The 16,068-nt window shown below is 60.0% G+C and carries 16 protein-coding genes; 8 read left to right on the top strand and 8 right to left on the bottom strand.

The window, feature by feature from the left end; all coding sequences use genetic code 11:
• Positions 1-33: 33 nt before the first annotated feature.
• Positions 34-2,052, top strand: a complete 2,019-nt coding sequence (locus EGY12_RS08310) for a hypothetical protein (protein ID WP_123895574.1) — start codon at positions 34-36, stop codon at positions 2,050-2,052.
• A gap of 62 nt (positions 2,053-2,114) precedes the next feature.
• Here EGY12_RS08310 and rpoH read toward each other — a convergent pair whose 3' ends face one another.
• The 4 genes from rpoH to ftsY form a co-directional block, all read right to left on the bottom strand.
• Positions 2,115-2,972: an RNA polymerase sigma factor RpoH gene (gene rpoH, locus EGY12_RS08305; protein ID WP_004934345.1), complete on the bottom strand. Its 858-nt coding sequence runs from the start codon at positions 2,970-2,972 to the stop codon at positions 2,115-2,117.
• Positions 2,973-3,289: 317 nt separating this feature from the next.
• Positions 3,290-4,243: a permease-like cell division protein FtsX gene (ftsX, locus tag EGY12_RS08300; RefSeq protein ID WP_033636680.1), complete on the bottom strand. Its 954-nt coding sequence runs from the start codon at positions 4,241-4,243 to the stop codon at positions 3,290-3,292.
• Positions 4,233-4,904: a cell division ATP-binding protein FtsE gene (gene ftsE / locus EGY12_RS08295; protein WP_123893113.1), complete on the bottom strand. Its 672-nt coding sequence runs from the start codon at positions 4,902-4,904 to the stop codon at positions 4,233-4,235. The genes ftsX and ftsE overlap by 11 nt, the downstream gene beginning before the upstream one ends.
• A 5-nt stretch (positions 4,905-4,909) precedes the next feature.
• Positions 4,910-6,526, bottom strand: coding sequence for a signal recognition particle-docking protein FtsY (ftsY, locus tag EGY12_RS08290; protein WP_123893112.1), 1,617 nt, complete (start codon positions 6,524-6,526; stop codon positions 4,910-4,912).
• A 242-nt stretch (positions 6,527-6,768) separates the two neighbouring features.
• Here ftsY and rsmD point away from each other — a divergent pair, with 242 nt between their 5' ends.
• Both rsmD and EGY12_RS08280 read left to right on the top strand, forming a co-directional pair.
• Complete coding sequence (gene rsmD / locus EGY12_RS08285; protein WP_123893111.1) at positions 6,769-7,389, top strand: 16S rRNA (guanine(966)-N(2))-methyltransferase; 621 nt, start codon at positions 6,769-6,771, stop codon at positions 7,387-7,389.
• On the top strand, positions 7,379-7,651 hold the full coding sequence (locus EGY12_RS08280) for a DUF1145 family protein (RefSeq protein WP_004934327.1): 273 nt from the start codon (positions 7,379-7,381) through the stop codon (positions 7,649-7,651). The genes rsmD and EGY12_RS08280 overlap by 11 nt, the downstream gene beginning before the upstream one ends.
• Before the next feature lie 3 nt (positions 7,652-7,654).
• Here EGY12_RS08280 and EGY12_RS08275 read toward each other — a convergent pair whose 3' ends face one another.
• A complete protein-coding gene (locus tag EGY12_RS08275) occupies positions 7,655-8,011 on the bottom strand; it encodes a DUF2500 domain-containing protein (protein ID WP_123893110.1) in 357 nt (118 codons plus the stop codon).
• Positions 8,012-8,170: 159 nt separating this feature from the next.
• Between EGY12_RS08275 and EGY12_RS08270 the strand changes: the two genes are divergently transcribed.
• Entirely contained in the window at positions 8,171-8,797 is a 627-nt protein-coding gene (locus EGY12_RS08270) for a lysoplasmalogenase (protein ID WP_123893109.1), read from the top strand.
• Positions 8,798-8,837: 40 nt separating this feature from the next.
• Here EGY12_RS08270 and EGY12_RS08265 read toward each other — a convergent pair whose 3' ends face one another.
• Complete coding sequence (locus tag EGY12_RS08265; RefSeq protein WP_123893108.1) at positions 8,838-9,215, bottom strand: AprI/Inh family metalloprotease inhibitor; 378 nt, start codon at positions 9,213-9,215, stop codon at positions 8,838-8,840.
• A gap of 55 nt (positions 9,216-9,270) precedes the next feature.
• On the bottom strand, positions 9,271-10,734 hold the full coding sequence (locus tag EGY12_RS08260; protein WP_049200037.1) for a serralysin family metalloprotease: 1,464 nt from the start codon (positions 10,732-10,734) through the stop codon (positions 9,271-9,273).
• Between the two features lie 681 nt (positions 10,735-11,415).
• On the opposite strand from EGY12_RS08260, the gene EGY12_RS08255 reads away from it, so the two are divergent.
• Entirely contained in the window at positions 11,416-13,731 is a 2,316-nt protein-coding gene (locus EGY12_RS08255) for a zinc/cadmium/mercury/lead-transporting ATPase (protein WP_123893107.1), read from the top strand.
• Between the two features lie 89 nt (positions 13,732-13,820).
• Here EGY12_RS08255 and tusA read toward each other — a convergent pair whose 3' ends face one another.
• Positions 13,821-14,066 (bottom strand): sulfurtransferase TusA, encoded by a 246-nt coding sequence (tusA, locus tag EGY12_RS08250; protein ID WP_004934314.1) that lies wholly within the window; start codon positions 14,064-14,066, stop codon positions 13,821-13,823.
• Between the two features lie 220 nt (positions 14,067-14,286).
• On the opposite strand from tusA, the gene EGY12_RS08245 reads away from it, so the two are divergent.
• From EGY12_RS08245 to EGY12_RS08235, 3 genes are all read left to right on the top strand, one after another.
• Positions 14,287-14,946 carry a 7-cyano-7-deazaguanine/7-aminomethyl-7-deazaguanine transporter gene (locus EGY12_RS08245; RefSeq protein ID WP_033636672.1) on the top strand — a complete coding sequence of 220 codons (660 nt, stop codon included), beginning with the start codon at positions 14,287-14,289 and terminating at the stop codon, positions 14,944-14,946.
• 42 nt (positions 14,947-14,988) lie between these two features.
• On the top strand, positions 14,989-15,423 hold the full coding sequence (locus EGY12_RS08240) for a GNAT family N-acetyltransferase (protein ID WP_123893106.1): 435 nt from the start codon (positions 14,989-14,991) through the stop codon (positions 15,421-15,423).
• Positions 15,424-15,503: 80 nt separating this feature from the next.
• Positions 15,504-16,067 carry a DcrB family lipoprotein gene (locus tag EGY12_RS08235; RefSeq protein WP_123893105.1) on the top strand — a complete coding sequence of 188 codons (564 nt, stop codon included), beginning with the start codon at positions 15,504-15,506 and terminating at the stop codon, positions 16,065-16,067.
• The last annotated feature ends 1 nt before the right edge of the window (position 16,068 follow it).

Below are 16,068 nucleotides of genomic sequence, written 5' to 3'. Positions count from 1 at the left end.
GCACGGAACACCCGCCGCCTTCTTCCGCTGGCCATGCTGATCGGCGCCGCGCTGGCGCTGCCGCTGAACGGCTATGCCTGCGGCCCGGATTTCCCTAACCGGCTGCTGATCGACCGCAACGGCACCCTGCTGTATATGCCGGAGGGTAATTTCGCCTTCGAAGCCGGTCGGCTGGTGCCGGCGGATAAGCAGTTGCCACGCTGGCAACCCCCGCCGCCGCCGATGCCGATGAAACCGATGCCGCAGTCGCCGGAAACGGTGGCGATCGACAAAATGCGCGCCGCCAAGACCGTGGAAGAGGCTGACGCCGTCAATACGCAGGGGTTGTCCAACGCCGCGCGTCTTTATCAGCTGGGCGCCGTGGCTTTCGCCAGCCACGATCCGCGCGCCACAGACTATTTCCAGCAGGTGCTGAAGCTGCCGGCCGCCGAGCAGGGCGACTGGGGACTGCGAGCGCAGTATTCGCTTGGACGGGTGTTGATGAATGACCACGGCACGCCGATGAATGAATCTGGTGAAGCGGCGCCCGCCGCCGAGCATCCGCCTAAAGCCGAACTTGAACAGGCGCTGGCGGCGTTCCAGCAAGTGATCGATCGGGTGAAAAGCGGCGCCGCCGACCCCGATCAGCTAGCGCTAAGCAGCCTCGGGCAGCAGGCTCGCATCCACCTGTGGCTGGGTAACGTCGCCCCCGCCGCCCACCTGTACGCACAGCAAGCGGCGCAGGGCGATCCGAGCGGTGGGCAGTCGCTGCAGTACGTCTCCAGTTACCTGGTCAATCCCGACCATTTAGAAACGCTGAAACAGGCTATCAGCGATCCCTTAATCCAACAGCTGGTGACCATTGAGCTGTTCGCCCGTAGCGGCAACCTGCAAATGGCGGATACCGACGGCAACGGCCGCTCCGCGCAGATCATCAGCCAAATCCTGACGCTGCTGGACGGCTCGGTGAAAAGCGGCTTCGCCGGCAGCGATCGGCTGGCAGCATTGGCCTACCGTTCCGGGCAGTACCCGATGGCGGCCAGCCTGCTGAAAAACGCCGGCGACAGCGGCCTGGCATGGTGGCTGCGCGCAAAAATGGCGCTGCGTGACGGCGACGTGAAAGCCGCCACCGCCGCCTACGCCAAGGCGGCAAGCGCGTTCCCCGCCGACGAAAGCTGGGGCGAACAGCGCAACGCCGACTTCGTCGCGGAAACCATCGTGCCCGAGTGTCGGGTGGCCGGCGAACAGGCCATCCTGGCGCTGAACCGCGGCGACTATCTGCAGGCGCTGGAGCTGCTGTATCGCGGCAAGGCGATCTACTGGGCTGACGTGGCCGATGTGGCGGAGCGAGTGCTGACCGTCGATGAGTTGAAAGGCTTTGTCGATAAGCACGTTCCGGCACCGACGACACCGCTCAAGCCGGTTAATCCGGACGACTACGGCGGCCAGCAGATCACGCCGGAAGTACAGCTGCGCGAACTGCTGGCGCGGCGTTTAATGCGCGCCGGGAGAACCGCGGAGGCACAGGCCTACTTCGATATCCCTAACTACCGCCAGGCGGCGCAACAGTACGCCGACGAGCTGAAGGCCGCCCAGGACACATCCGCCGCGCCGCTGACACGCGCGCAGGCTTATTATCGCGCCGCCAACCTGCTGCGCGCCCAAGGGCTGGAGTTTACCGGCTATGAGATGACGCCGGATTACGCCATCTATGGCGCCGGCTATTCCTATCTGGGGGACGCGTTCGATACTCGCGAGCTGAAAAATAAAAGCTGGATAGAGAGTGCAGAAGCGGCGCGCGCCAAGGCGGCGCTGCCGGCGCAGGACAACCGTTTCCTGCACTATCGCTGGCAGGCGGTGGGGTTGGCGCAACAGGCGGCCGATCTGCTGCCGCCGAAAAGCCAAGCCTACGCCGCCGTGCTGTGTAACGCCGCCAGCTGGGTTATCAAACGCGACGCCAAGACCGGCCGGGCGCTTTATCAGCGCTACATCAACACCGGCACCCGCTACCCGTGGGCGGCGAAATTCGGCTACGACTGCCCGGCGCCAGAGTTCGCCGCCGTGGCGCCATAACGCCGAATTTCAGGCATGAAAAAGCCCGGCTTGCCGGGCTTTTTTTCGAATATCGCATCGACTCAGGCTTCGATCGCCATTTTCAGTTTCTTCATGGCGTTCTTTTCCAGTTGGCGCACGCGCTCGGCGGAAACGCCGTACTGATCGGCCAACTCCTGCAACGTCGACTTGTTGTCGTCGTCCAGCCAACGGGCGCGGATGATATGCTGGCTGCGCTCATCCAGACCTTCCAGCGCATAGGCCAGTTTGTCTGCGGCGTTGCTTTCCCAGTTATCTTCCTCGATGCCTTCGGCGAAGTCGGAACTCTTGTCCTGCAGGTACAGCACCGGCGCCATCGACTGGCCATCACGGGCCTCGTCGTCCGGAGTCGGATCGAAAGTCATGTCCTGCGCCGCCATGCGAGACTCCATCTCGCGCACGTCTTTGCTGGTTACGCCCAGCTCGCGGGCCACCAGTTCCACTTCGTCCTGGTTGAACCAGCCCAAACGCTGTTTGGTTTTGCGCAGGTTAAAGAACAGCTTGCGCTGCGCTTTGGTGGTCGCCACTTTCACGATGCGCCAGTTGCGCAATACGTACTCGTGGATTTCCGCCTTAATCCAATGCACCGCAAAGGAAACCAGACGCACGCCGACTTCAGGGTTGAAGCGGCGAACGGCTTTCATCAGGCCGATATTACCTTCCTGAATCAGGTCCGCCTGCGGCAGACCGTAGCCTGAATAGTTGCGGGCAATATGAGCGACAAAGCGCAGGTGAGACAGGATGAGCTGCTTAGCGGCATCCAGATCGCCCTGATAATGCAGCCGTTCAGCCAGCTCCCGCTCTTCCTCTGCCGTCAGCATCGGATAGGCGTTGGCTGCCCGGATATAGGCTTCCAAGCTACCTTGGGGTACTAAGGCTAAAGTTTGCATTTCTTTGGTCATTCAAACCCTCTCTATGAGAATACAAAATCATGCAGGTGATTATTACAGCGGGGAAATGATTGATTCTACGGCAGTTGCTGAAGCAAAAGCGGTTCCACACGCCGGGCACCTTAACATTTGCTGCAATTTTTGACCGTACTCCGCCCTATAAGTTCACCCTTTTTTGCAAGCATTGTTGCTGACAATACGTGACGAGGGTGCAGGCCGATAGGGAATTTGTGCGCTAAGAAGAGAGGTGTGGTGCTGACTTCGCTTGAGGTCACTCTTCTCCCGCAATGCGATCAAAAGCAGCAGGAGAAGAGTATACCAAAAAAATCTTACTGTGGTGTAAATCGGCGTAAATGTTGCACTGTCGCCAGCCAGGCGGCGATCCAGCCGATCATCGCGGAGATAATCAGCAGCAGCAGCGCCTCGTCCCAGCCTAGCCCGTGCAAGGTGAAAGTGGTGCCGAACACCTTGGCTACCCCGGCGACGACCGACTCCAACTGCCACACCAGGGCGCCGGAGAGCACCAGCGACAGCAGCGCGCCGGCAAAGCCCAACATCGCCCCGCCGTTGAGGAACGGCCGCAGGATAAAGCCGTCGGTGGCGCCGATCAGCTTCATCACGTTGATGGTGTCGCGACGGCTGAAGATGCTCAGACGCACGCTGTTGCCGATCACCAGGAACACCGCCACGATCATCAGCACGCCGATGATCGCCGCGATCTGGCCCGCCAGCCCGGTGAGCGCCGCCAGGCGGGCAAACCAGCTGTCATCCATACGCACTTCTTCCACGCCCTGCACCGCCGCCACGCGATCGCGCAGAGTGTTGAGGGTGTCCGAACTCTGGAAGCTCATCTTCGGCGTGACGATCGCCACCGCCGGCAGCGGGTTCTCTTCCAGCATGTCCAGCGCGCCGCCAAAGCCCGACCAGTTGCGGAACTCGCCGCGCGCTTCTTCACGCGACAGGTAGTTCACCTTCTCCACGCCGGCTTCCGCCTTGATGGCGTCGAGCACTTTCAGCGCCGCGTCGTCATCGAGCGATTTATCCAGGTAGACCGTCAGCTGCGGCGTCGGGTACCACTGGCTGGCCGCGGTGCTGACGTTTTTCCACACGATGTAGCACACGCTCGGCAGCGTCAGGGAGATGGCGATCACCATCACCGTCAGCAACGTCGCCAACGGCTGACGCAGCATGTCTTTGATGGCGTTCATCCAGGCGTAACGCCACTGTTCGCGCCAGCCGCCGCGCAGCGCCTTGCTCTTGGCGGTTTTTGCGTTATTGGCCATGGTAAGCGCCTCCCTGCATGCGGCCCTGACTCAACGTCAGGATGCGGTAATTGCGGCGGGCGATAAGCCCGGTGTCGTGCGTCGCCATCAGGACGGTGACGCCGACGCGGTTGAATTCTTCAAACAGGCGCAGAATGCCTTCCGACAGCGCGTCATCCAGGTTACCGGTCGGTTCATCCGCCAGTAATACCGCCGGCTTGTTCACCACCGCACGGGCAATGCCCACGCGCTGCTGCTCACCGCCGGACAGCTGAATCGGGAAGTTCTTCGCTTTATCCAGCAAACCGACCTTGTCCAACGCGGCGGAGACGCGGCGGCGGATGTCTTCGGTGCTGGCGCCGGCGATGATCAGCGGCATCGCCACGTTGTCATACACCGTGCGATCCAACAGCAGGTGGTGATCCTGGAAGATCATGCCGATCTGCCGACGCAGGAACGGCACCTCGCGGTTTTTCAAACGACTGATGTCGTGGCCGCCAAACCAGATGTGGCCGGCGCTGGGCCGTTCGATACCACAAATCAGTTTCAGCAGGGTACTTTTCCCCGCGCCGGAATGGCCGGTCAGAAACGCCATTTCCGCCGGGCGCAGATGGAAATCGACCCCCTGCAGCGCTTGCCGTCCGCCCAGATAAGCTTTACTGACCTGTTCAAAGCGAATCATCCGTATTAATCCTCTCGGGCAAAAAGTGCCTCAATAAAATCGTCAGCCTTAAACGGCCGCAAATCTTCGATGCCTTCCCCGACGCCGATATAGCGAATCGGGATACCGAACTGATCGGCGATGGCGAAGATCACCCCGCCCTTGGCGGTACCGTCCAGTTTAGTCAGCGTGATGCCGGTTAAGCCCACGGCCTCATTAAATAATTTCGCCTGACTGACCGCATTCTGGCCGGTGCTGGCATCGAGCGTCAGCATAACCTCATGGGGGGCCTGGTCGTCCAGTTTTTTCATGACGCGGACGATCTTCTTCAGCTCTTCCATCAGGTGCGATTTGTTCTGCAGACGGCCGGCGGTATCGGCGATCAAGACATCGATACCGCGCGCCTTGGCGGCCTGCACCGCGTCGAAGATCACCGAAGCGGAATCCGCGCCGGTATGCTGCGCCACCACCGGGATGCGGTTGCGCTCGCCCCACACCTGCAGCTGTTCCACCGCCGCGGCGCGGAAGGTATCTCCCGCCGCCAGCATTACCGACTTGCCTTCCGCCTGGAACTGGCGCGCCAGCTTGCCGATGGTGGTGGTTTTACCCACGCCGTTCACGCCGACCATCAGGATGACATACGGGGTTTTCCCGCTGACATCCAGCGGCTGATCGACCTTGGCCAGAATTTCGGACATTTCCTCCTTCAGCTTGCCGTACAGCGCTTCGGCATCTTTCAGCTGCTTGCGGCTCGCGTGCTGGGTCAGGGAGGTGATGATCTTGCGCGTGGTATCCACACCGACATCGGCGATCAGCAGTTGCTCTTCCAACTCGTCGAACAGGTCGTCGTCGATCTTTTTACCGCGGAACAGCCCCATAAAGCCGGAACCAAGGTTTTGCTTGGTCTTCAGCAGGCTGCGCTTCAGGCGAGCGAAGAAGCCCTCTTTGGTCGGGCGCTCCTGCTCTTGCGCAGCGGCCGGCGCTACAGGTTCAAGCAGCTCTTCTTCTTCCGGCTCCGGTTCTGGTTCGATGACTGGCTCAGGTTCAACGACAGGCTCTGGCTCAACAATCGGCTCTGGCTCAACAATCGGCTCAGGCTCAACGACCGGCTCAGGCTCGACGACCGGCTCAGGCTCAACGACCGGCTCAGGCTCAACGACCGGCTCAGGCTCAACGACCGGCTCAGGCTCGACGACCGGCTCAGGCTCGACGACCGGCTCAGGCTCAACGACCGGCTCAGGCTCGACGACCGGCTCAGGCTCAACGACCGGCTCAGGCTCGACGACCGGCTCAGGCTCGACGATCGGCGGCTGCTGCGCCACTACCTGCTCGGTCACGCTGACAATTTCTTCATCCAACGCTTGCGCCGTTGGGTGTTCGGCCGCCGCCGGCAGGTTCTCTGCGATTTGTTCGCCGGCCTGACCGTTATCCCACTCTCCCGGGGTGTCGACGGAGGCGGCAGGTTCAGATTCCTGGGCGGGGAGCTTGTCATCCAGCTTGGCGGCTGCCGGTTCAGCAGGCGTCTCCGCGGCCTGAGGCTCCGCCTGCTCTACCGGCTGCTCAGGTTGCTGTTGCTCTTCTTCCTTTTCCTTCTGGCCAAAGCCCAGCCAGGAGAAAAACCCACGTTTCTTATCTTTTGCCATGTTATGACTCTACTCCGTACCGAAGGCTCGCTTACCCTACATACCTGAAGGATATATGCTGACAATAATCCGCCGAGTCTATCACTTTCCCTCGCGCAGCAACACGCATCCGGCATGCTTTCCGGTGTGAAATCAGACAACAACGTTTTACCGTTCCCCCCGACGCCCGTCACCGGTAGAATAGGGGCAACTTTTCGTTAACCTCTGCGGCCCCGCGCCGCAAAAGAAATCAAACAACGCTTATGACAAGACTCTCGCCACGGGCGGCGGCCAAAAAACCGCCCCAGGCCGCAGCCGGACAGATCCGCATCATCGGCGGCCAATGGCGCGGTCGCAAGCTTCCGGTGCCGAACAGCCCGGGGCTGCGCCCCACCACCGATCGGGTGCGCGAAACCCTGTTCAACTGGCTGGCGCCGGTGATTCAGGGCGCGCGCTGTCTGGACTGTTTCTCCGGCAGCGGCGCATTAGGGCTGGAAGCGCTGTCGCGCTACGCCGGCAGCGCCACGCTGCTGGAATTCGAACGGCCGGTGGCGCAGCAGCTGGAAAAAAATCTGGCGCTGCTGCAGGGCAAAGGGGTGGTTATCAACACCAACGCGCTGAGCTGGCTGGCGGGCGAGGGCCAACCGTTTGACGTGGTGTTTCTCGATCCGCCTTTTCGCAAAGGCCTGCTGGCGGAGACCGCCTTGTTGCTGGAGCAGCGAGGCTGGCTGGCCGACGAGGCCTGGATCTATGTAGAAGCCGAGGCGGAAAGCGCCGCGGCGGACGTGCCTGCCAGTTGGCAGCTGCACCGGGAGAAGGTCGCCGGCCAGGTGGCTTATCGCCTTTATATTCGTTCGCAAGAGAAAACCGACCATGCTGATTAATCTGGGCCGCCTGCTGATGCTGTGCGTGTGGGGCTTCCTGCTCTCTAACCTGTTCCATCCGTTTCCCAAGCCGCTGAAGTATTTCATCGACGTTGCGCTGTTCTTCATGGTGGTGATGCACGGCCTGCAGCTGGTGCTGTTGAAATCCACCCAGCCGAAGGATCAGCCGATCAGCTACTGGCAAGAAGCCAAGATCTTTATCTTTGGCGTGTTCGAGCTGCTGGCCTGGCAGAAGAAGCAGCCGCCCATCAAGAAGAAGTAACCGCTACGGCTGAACGGTGAAAGAGACGAAGCGCGTGCCCTGCATGTTCAACGTGCCCTGCGCGCCTTTTTCTATCGGGTTGTATTGCCACTGTTTCAGCCGCAGCGTGATGTCTTCACCGCCCTGTACCGGGCTAAACACTACCTCGTAATACATCGGCTCATTGACCAGCGGTTCGCGCTGCGGCGCGCGGGTCTTGGCGACCGGGAAGCTCCGCTTGTCGCTCACCGTCACCTGCAGACTACGCATCGGGGCGCGATCGTTTTCCGCTTCCTGCTGGCGCTGTTTGAAGTAGCGTTGCGTGGCCAACACAGCGATCAGCGCAATCACGGCGACAAAAAATAACGGTGGCTTGCTCATCGGTTTCCCATTTCCTTCGCGGTCAAATCGGCGTAAACATAGCATTCTCAAGAAAGCATTGTCGATCGTCGGCAGGCTACCTACACTGAAATAAGAAGTGACATGGGTGACAGTTTGGAGCCGGTTGTTGCGGCTCCCTCATACATAAGGAAAACATAAATGAGTTGGCCGTTCCTTGCCGTATTCTTTTCCGGTTGGCTGTTCGTCGACGCCTCATACCGTGGGCCACGCTGGCAGCGCTGGGTGTTCAAACCCGTCACATTGCTGCTGCTGTTGCTGTTGGCCTGGCAGGCGCCGGTGCTCAGCGCTGCAGGTTATCTGATCGTACTCGGCCTGCTGGCGACGCTGATCGGCGACGCGCTGCTTCTGTTGCCGCGCGAGCGGGTGCTGTACGCCATCGGCGCCTTTTTCCTTTCCCACCTGCTGTATACCCTGAGCTTCGCCAGCCAGATGACGTTCAGTCTGTTCTGGCCGCTGCCGCTGGCGCTGCTGGCGATAGGCGCGTTGCTGCTGGCCACCATTTGGACCCGGCTGGAAGAGATGCGCTGGCCGATCGTCACCTACGTGGCGATGACGCTGCTGATGGTCTGGTTGGCGGGCGAACAATATTTCCTGCGCAGCACCGATTTCGGCTTTTCGCTGCTGACCGGCACCTCCTTGCTGCTGCTGGCCAACGTGGTTTGGCTTATCAACCGCTACCGTTTCACCTTCCGCGCAGCGGACGCCATCGTGGCTTTCTGTTACTTCTCCGGCCACTTCCTGATCGTGCGGTCACTTTATCTGTAACTCCCTGCCGCGGGTTCGGCACGCCGAACCCGTTTCCACATCAAGCCAACGCTTTCAACGTCAGGACATCATCGGCCCCCAGCTGATTGCGATACAGATCGCCGTCACGCGAGAAGAACGCCAGCGTGCTGCCATCCGCCCGCAGCAGGGCGATGCCGTCCGGCGCCGGGCGCCAGCCCACCACCTCGGCCGCAAACACGCTTTGCAGACAACGTTGCCGATCCACCAGCTGATAGCCGTTGGTCTCACTTTGCTCATTTGCCAAAAACTCGATTTGGCATTGCCGTTCGCTGTCGGCAACCTGCCATTGCCCCGCCAGCGACTGCGCGGTCGGCAGCGCCAAACTGCCGGCCATGACCGCACTCGTCACCATCATGCCGCCCGCCGCCAGAGCGGTGCGCGTTAAAGTACCTTTCATACCGAGCTCCCGCATCACGCCCGGCCGATACTGCGCCGGGCGTTTCGTTACTGTGTTACACGATAAAGTCGGTGGCGACGTCTACCTGACCGACGATTTTCACCAGGAAGTCCGGCGCCTGATGCCCCCCGATGTTCACCGCCAGATCGGTTACGTTGTTGGACGCGTTGTAGCTGAGCAGCGCTTCACCGGCCGCGCCGCTGAAGTGATCGACGAAGTGAATGAAATCGCTGCTCTGCGCCTCTTTGTTGAAGAACGACAGATCAATTTTGTCGATCCCTTTCTGGAAGTCGCGGATCCAGTCCGAAGCACCCGGTGCAGAATCGCTGGCGGCGGTGTACACGAAGGTATCCTGGCCGGAACCGCCCCACAGCTCATCCGCCCCGCCACCGCCGAACAGCACGTCGTTGCCCGCGCCGCCTTTCAGTACGTTGTTGGCCGCGTTGCCGACGATCACGTCATTGCCGGAACCGCCAATGGCGTTCTCGATGGTCACGCCGGCGGCGATCGACACGTTACCCTTCAAACCGCCCACGTCGGAGAACGATTTCTCATTCAGGTTGATGCGCTGGTTCGCGGTGTAACCGGAGAAGTCGAAGGTATCGTTGCCGCCCGCATCCCAGACCGCAAAGATCAGTTTTTGCGAGTTGCTGGTGGTGCTGTAGTAATCGCGGCCGGTATTGGAGTTAAAGCCATACACGGTGTCGCCGGTGCGGGTCGACAGGTTGGCACCATACAGGTGTTGAATGGCGGCAATATCGTCCAGCAGCGGAGCGGCGGCGTAGTGACCGCCGTTGTCGCCACCGGTGTTGGTTTCACTCCAATAGCTCATCAGACTGAACTGGCGGGTGTCTTCCGCATAGCTGGCGTCACGGTAGGTCGGATTGCCCTGACCGGCGTTGTAATCGCCCGGATGGCTCAGGCCCAGCGCATGGCCAATCTCATGGGTAAACGTCTGGCGGCCGTAGTCTTCGGTCGCCGGATGTTTCACGTTGGATTGGTTGACGTTGTACCAGGTCTGGCCACCCAGATCCTGGCCCTGCCAAATGGTGTTCGGCAGGAAGGCATAGGCCTGAGTGCCGTAATCATAGTGGCCGGGGCGATCCTGGCTATAGTTGCCGAAGGTGATGTTGGCCTTTTGACCGGCCGCCACTTCGGTGAAGGTGATGTTGGCGACGTCGGCCCAGGATTGCAGCGACAGCTTAGCCTGCTGCTGCTGTTCCGCGCTGAACTTGCTCAGCCCGGTGTCGCCGGCGACGTTGGTGGCAGAGAACTTATAGTCCGGGAAGGAGAAGGTTAATTTAACCGGCTGGCCAAATACCTTGTAACCGTTCCAGGTTTGATTCTCACGGGTAATAAACAGCCCAGCTTGCTCGTTAGAAAATGAATCCTTGCCATTAATCTGAATCCCGTTGCCACGCTCATGGTAATGCAGCAAGTCGGCTACAGCATCGTAGCCGGTTTTGGCGGCTGCGAAGTTGGATTCAGTAATTTCAATTGCCTTTTTAGTAGATTGCATTGGTTCGATTCCACTCATTATCCGATCGTTATCAATCAGACAGATAGACATAACCTCCCCGTAAGCTACGGTTAATGAACCTTAAGCTTGCTGGAAGGGGCTTATGCGCCGTTACCGGCAGTGTGTTAGGTAGAATTAATGCATATATATCAGCAAATAAGATCACCATTAAAAATGGTAATCGATTCCAATTATAGGCAGGACCACAAAACTGGACATAAAATAATCGACCATTTATTAGATTAACGAAAGATTGTTATGCTGCTTTTTCGCCTTATTTACAAAAAAAATGAAAATTAATGAGGATAAGTTGGCACCAAACTTCAATAGAAATGCGGCCTGCAGACACAAGCGAATCATGCTGGCTTGGTGTGGGTGAAAAGGTAAATTTTGCTAAAGCGTTATAGATTAATAACTCTTTATTATTAGGCCGGGCGATTTTTTAGTTTCTATAGGAATATTATTTTCTTATTTAAACTAACGGCGGTGAGCCTTTCCCCTCAAATAAGGGATAAGAAAAGCCTATAGATTAAAATTCGCATTATTCATAATTGAATGAATACCCCTTTATACGTGCGAACGCCGTTAGCAATAATTCTCATCCGGGGCTTGACTCTGGAGTGGACTCCAGGGTGTAGAGTCAGCTGAGTAAATCCGTTTAACAGCCCGAAGGGGGACGTTATGCACAATCAGCACAACCATAATCATCAGGAACATCACCACGCCGAAGGCGGATGCGGCTGCAACCACAGCCACAGCAAAACTCAGCATGGCTGCAGCAGCGAACCGAAAAACGCCGCTGCACAGGCCGAACACGCCCACCACCACGATCATGGCGATAGCGGTTGCTGCACCGCCGCGCCCGACGATCCGGACGAGGAAAGCGACAGGCTGGCCGCCGCTCCCCCTTCCGGTAGCCAACGTTTCAGCTGGAAAGTCACCGGTATGGACTGCCCAAGCTGCGCCAAGAAAATCGAAAATGCCGTCACCGCACTCCCTGGCGTCGACAGCGCGCGCGTATTGTTCGCCACCGAGAAATTGGTGGTCGACGCACAGTCCGACATCAGCCTGCGGATCCAGGACGCGGTCGCCCAGGCCGGCTTTACTCTGCTCGGCACCCAGACAACCAAAGCCGCCGCGCCGAAAACCTCACGTTTCGGCGAATTCGCACCGCTGCTGCTATTAACCACCCTGATGGTCGTCAGTTGGGTGCTGGATCGAGTTAACCCGGAGCTGGGCCGCATCGCCTTTATCGCCACCACGCTGGTCGGATTGGCACCGGTCGCCACCAAGGCGCTGCGGTTGATTCGTTCCGGCACGCCGTTCGCTATCGAAACGCTGATGAGCGTCGCGGCCATCGGTGCGCTGTTCATCGGCGCCACCGCCGAGGCGGCGATGGTGCTGCTGCTGTTTATGGTCGGCGAACTGCTGGAGTCCTACGCCGCCAACCGCGCGCGGCGCGGCGTGACGGCGCTGATGGAGCTGGTGCCGGAAGATGCGCTGCTGCTGCAAGGCACGGAACGCAAACGCGTGCCGGTCGCCAGTCTGCGCCCTGGCGATGTGATAGAAATCGCACCCGGCGGACGCCTGCCAGCCGACGCCGAGCTGCTCAATCCGTTCGCCAGCTTCGACGAAAGCGCCCTGACCGGCGAATCGGTGCCGGTCGAGCGCCAACAGGGCGAGAAAGTGGCCGCCGGCAGCCTGTCCGTCGATCAGGCGGCACAGATGAAGGTGATCTCCGAGCCCGGCAAAAACGCCATCGACCGCATTCTGCAACTGATCGAAGAAGCTGAAGAGCGCCGCGCGCCGATCGAACGCTTCCTCGATCGCTTCAGTCGCTATTACACCCCGGCCATTATGCTGCTGGCCGTCGCGGTGATCCTGCTGCCGCCGCTGCTGTTCTCGCAGCCTTGGGATACCTGGATCTATCGCGGTCTGACGCTGCTGCTGATCGGCTGCCCATGCGCGCTGGTGATCTCGACTCCGGCGGCCATCACATCCGGACTGGCGGCTGCCACGCGGCGCGGTGCGCTGATTAAAGGCGGCGCGGCGCTGGAACAACTGGGGCAGGTGCAAACCATCGCCTTCGATAAAACCGGTACCCTGACCGAAGGCAAGCCGACGGTGACCGACGTGCTGCCGATCGGCACGCTCACCGAACAACGGCTGCTGCAGCTTGCCGCGGCGGTGGAAGCCGGTTCACATCACCCGCTGGCGCAGGCGATCATCAACCGCGCCGCCGAAAACGGGGCTGAGCTGCCGCTGGCGCAGGCGCGCCGCGCGCTGGCCGGCGTCGGCGTGGAAGGGATCGTGGACGGCAAGACCGTGCTGATCAGCGCGCCGGGCAAGCTGGCACCGGGCCTGCTCGACGCCCAATGGCAGAGTCAGGTAGACAAGCTGGAAAACGCCGGTAAAACGGCGGTGGTGGTGCTGGAAGACGGCGCGCCCATCGGCTTGCTGGCGCTGCGCGATACGCTGCGCGGCGACGCCAAACAGGCGATAGCCGAACTGAACGCGCTGGGTATTCGCGGCGTGATGCTGACCGGCGACAACCCGCGCGCCGCCGCAGCGATCGCCGGCGAGCTGGGCCTCGACTATCGCGCCGGTCTGCTGCCGGAAGATAAGGTCAGCGCGGTTACCGAACTGAGCGAACTGCGCCCGACGGCGATGATCGGCGACGGGATCAACGACGCCCCGGCGATGAAGGCCTCCAGCATCGGCATCGCCATGGGCAGCGGCACCGACGTGGCATTGGAAACCGCCGACGCCGCCCTGACCCACAACCGGCTGGTGGGCGTCGCGGAGATGATCCGCATCTCGCGCGCCACCCACGCCAATATCCGGCAAAACATCACCATCGCATTGGGGCTGAAGGGGGTCTTCCTGATCACCAGCCTGCTGGGGCTGACCGGTTTGTGGCTGGCGGTGCTGGCCGACTCCGGCGCCACCGCGCTGGTCACCGCCAACGCGCTGCGGCTGTTGAAAAAGCGCAGCTAAGTTCGGAAACCAATACGGGCGCGGCATACCGCGCCCGTTGTCATTTCGGGGAAAAAGACTTTTCCTTCATCAACACGACCTTGTCGCCGTTATACGCCTTTACGCAGCAAATAACGGTATGGCACCTGCTCGGTCTCCTGCGCTACCAGCGTGTGCTCCATAAAGCGGCAGAAGCCCGGAATATCGCGGGTGGTGGCCGGATCGTCGGCGATAATCAGCAGCGTTTCGCCGTTGTCCATATGGCGCACGGTTTTACGCACCATCATCACCGGTTCCGGGCAACGCAGGCCCAACGCGTCGAGCGTCTGGTCTGCCTGGGCAAATAAGTCAGTCATGCAATTTTTCTCGTTCAAAAACGATCGGCGAACGCTCGCCGCATCTCATTAGCGCCTAGTTTACGCCGGTAGTTTTTCTGCGCAAGATGCGTTAACGTTTGCGTTAAATTTAACCATTGCATTGGTTGCGCAAACGCGTATCATGCCGCCGCGCAGCGTTTTTTGCTGTTTTGACAAGACACACTGGGTTCCCTCACCCCACTGCTAAAAAGGCTACAATATGTATTCGTTTACCGCACAGCAGCGCTTCACCGCGTTGGTCTGGCTTTCGCTGTTTCATATCGCCATCATTACCTCCAGCAACTACCTGGTACAGTTGCCGATCACCGTTTTCGGCTTCCATACCACCTGGGGCGCCTTTACCTTCCCGTTCATCTTCCTCGCGACCGATCTGACCGTGCGCATTTTCGGCGCGCCGCTGGCGCGACGCATCATCCTGGCGGTGATGGTGCCGGCGCTGTTCATCTCCTACGTGATCTCCACCGTCACCTATCAGGGAGAATGGCAGGGCTTCGCGGCGCTGGGCAGTTTTAACCTGTTCGTGGCGCGCATCGCCGTCGCCAGCTTTATGGCCTACGTGCTCGGCCAAATCCTCGACGTTCACGTCTTCAACCGCCTGCGTCAACGCAGCGCCTGGTGGGTGGCGCCGGCGGCGGCGATGTTCTTCGGCAACATCAGCGATACGCTGGCGTTCTTCTTCATCGCCTTCTACAAGAGCAGCGATCCCTTCATGGCCAACAACTGGGTGGAGATCGCGCTGGTAGATTACAGCTTCAAGGTGATGATCTGCCTGCTGTTCTTCCTGCCGATGTACGGCGTGTTGCTGAACATGTTGCTCAAACGCATCGCGGCGCGCAGCGGCAGCCTGCAGCCGGGCTGAGCCGTGTTATTCTGGGCGGCCCTAATCCTTTGGAGGCCGCCCATGACCCCAATCGTTCGCACCGCCACGCTCGAAGAAATCCACCGCCTGTACCAACGCATCCCCGAATTCGGCGGCCTGCATAGCCTGGCCGATCTGCAGCGGCGCATCGGTGCCGCTCCCGCCAGCCTGTTGATCGCCGAAATCGACGGGCAGCCGGCCGGTTTCAAGCTCGGTTATCAACAACGGGAAACGGTGTTTTACAGCTGGTTGGGCGGCGTGCTGCCGGCATTTCGTCGCCACGGCGTGGCGCAGGCGCTGTTGGCCGAACAGGAATGCTGGGCGCGGGCGCAAGGCTATCGCCAGCTGACGGTCAAAACCCGTAACCGGTTCCGCGCCATGCTGACGATGCTGCTCACTCACCACTATCAGATTGTTCAGCTGGAAAAGAAAGGCGAAGTGGCTGATTATCGGCTATTACTGGAAAAAAACTTGTGACAACATCTGCCTTGCATTTCAACCTGGAATAGGTTGCGATACGACAGTAAATCCCTACCGGAAAGGAAGAAGGAAGCCCGATGCGTAAAGTAGCGAAATTGATGGGTATCAGCCTGCTGGCGCTTGGCCTCGCGGCCTGCGACGGCAACACCAAAGACACCAAGGCAGCACCTGACGGCGCGGCGGCCAGCGTGCCGGCCGGGCAGCAGGTGAGCCTGCTGGACGGCAAACTGGCGTTCACCCTGCCGGTCGGCATGGCGGATCAGAGCGGCAAGCTGGGCAACCAGGCCAACAACATGCATGTTTACGCAGACAGCACCGGCCAGCGCGCGGTGATCGTGATCCTGGGCGACAAGACCGCCGACAGCCTGGAGACCCTGGCCAAGCGCCTGGAGAATACCCAGCGCGCGCGTGACGCCAACCTGCAGGTGATCACCAACAAGGCGCTCGACGTCAACGGCGTGCCGCTGCGTCAGCTGGACAGCATTATCACCAGCGGCGGCGAAAAAGCCTATTCCTCCGTCCTGATCGGCTCGCTGAACAACAACATGCTGACCATTCAGGTGACGCTGCCGGCGGACAATCAGCAGCAGGCGCAGACCGAAGCCGAAGGCATCATCTCTACCCTGAAGCTGAAGCAGTAAT

It is taken from the genome of Serratia sp. FDAARGOS_506, assembly GCF_003812745.1.
Classification (GTDB): domain Bacteria; phylum Pseudomonadota; class Gammaproteobacteria; order Enterobacterales; family Enterobacteriaceae; genus Serratia.
The sequence above is the reverse complement of the archived record's forward strand: the minus strand, read 5'-3'. Positions and strand labels throughout refer to the sequence as shown.

Coding starts and splice junctions, on each gene's coding strand:
- EGY12_RS08310 (WP_123895574.1), top strand. CDS start 34: ATGCTGATCGGCGCCGCGCTGGCGCTGCCGCTGAACGGCTATGCCTGC.
- rpoH (WP_004934345.1), bottom strand. CDS start 2,972: ATGACCAAAGAAATGCAAACTTTAGCCTTAGTACCCCAAGGTAGCTTG.
- ftsX (WP_033636680.1), bottom strand. CDS start 4,243: ATGGCCAATAACGCAAAAACCGCCAAGAGCAAGGCGCTGCGCGGCGGC.
- ftsE (WP_123893113.1), bottom strand. CDS start 4,904: ATGATTCGCTTTGAACAGGTCAGTAAAGCTTATCTGGGCGGACGGCAA.
- ftsY (WP_123893112.1), bottom strand. CDS start 6,526: ATGGCAAAAGATAAGAAACGTGGGTTTTTCTCCTGGCTGGGCTTTGGC.
- rsmD (WP_123893111.1), top strand. CDS start 6,769: ATGACAAGACTCTCGCCACGGGCGGCGGCCAAAAAACCGCCCCAGGCC.
- EGY12_RS08280 (WP_004934327.1), top strand. CDS start 7,379: ATGCTGATTAATCTGGGCCGCCTGCTGATGCTGTGCGTGTGGGGCTTC.
- EGY12_RS08275 (WP_123893110.1), bottom strand. CDS start 8,011: ATGAGCAAGCCACCGTTATTTTTTGTCGCCGTGATTGCGCTGATCGCT.
- EGY12_RS08270 (WP_123893109.1), top strand. CDS start 8,171: ATGAGTTGGCCGTTCCTTGCCGTATTCTTTTCCGGTTGGCTGTTCGTC.
- EGY12_RS08265 (WP_123893108.1), bottom strand. CDS start 9,215: ATGAAAGGTACTTTAACGCGCACCGCTCTGGCGGCGGGCGGCATGATG.
- EGY12_RS08260 (WP_049200037.1), bottom strand. CDS start 10,734: ATGCAATCTACTAAAAAGGCAATTGAAATTACTGAATCCAACTTCGCA.
- EGY12_RS08255 (WP_123893107.1), top strand. CDS start 11,416: ATGCACAATCAGCACAACCATAATCATCAGGAACATCACCACGCCGAA.
- tusA (WP_004934314.1), bottom strand. CDS start 14,066: ATGACTGACTTATTTGCCCAGGCAGACCAGACGCTCGACGCGTTGGGC.
- EGY12_RS08245 (WP_033636672.1), top strand. CDS start 14,287: ATGTATTCGTTTACCGCACAGCAGCGCTTCACCGCGTTGGTCTGGCTT.
- EGY12_RS08240 (WP_123893106.1), top strand. CDS start 14,989: ATGACCCCAATCGTTCGCACCGCCACGCTCGAAGAAATCCACCGCCTG.
- EGY12_RS08235 (WP_123893105.1), top strand. CDS start 15,504: ATGCGTAAAGTAGCGAAATTGATGGGTATCAGCCTGCTGGCGCTTGGC.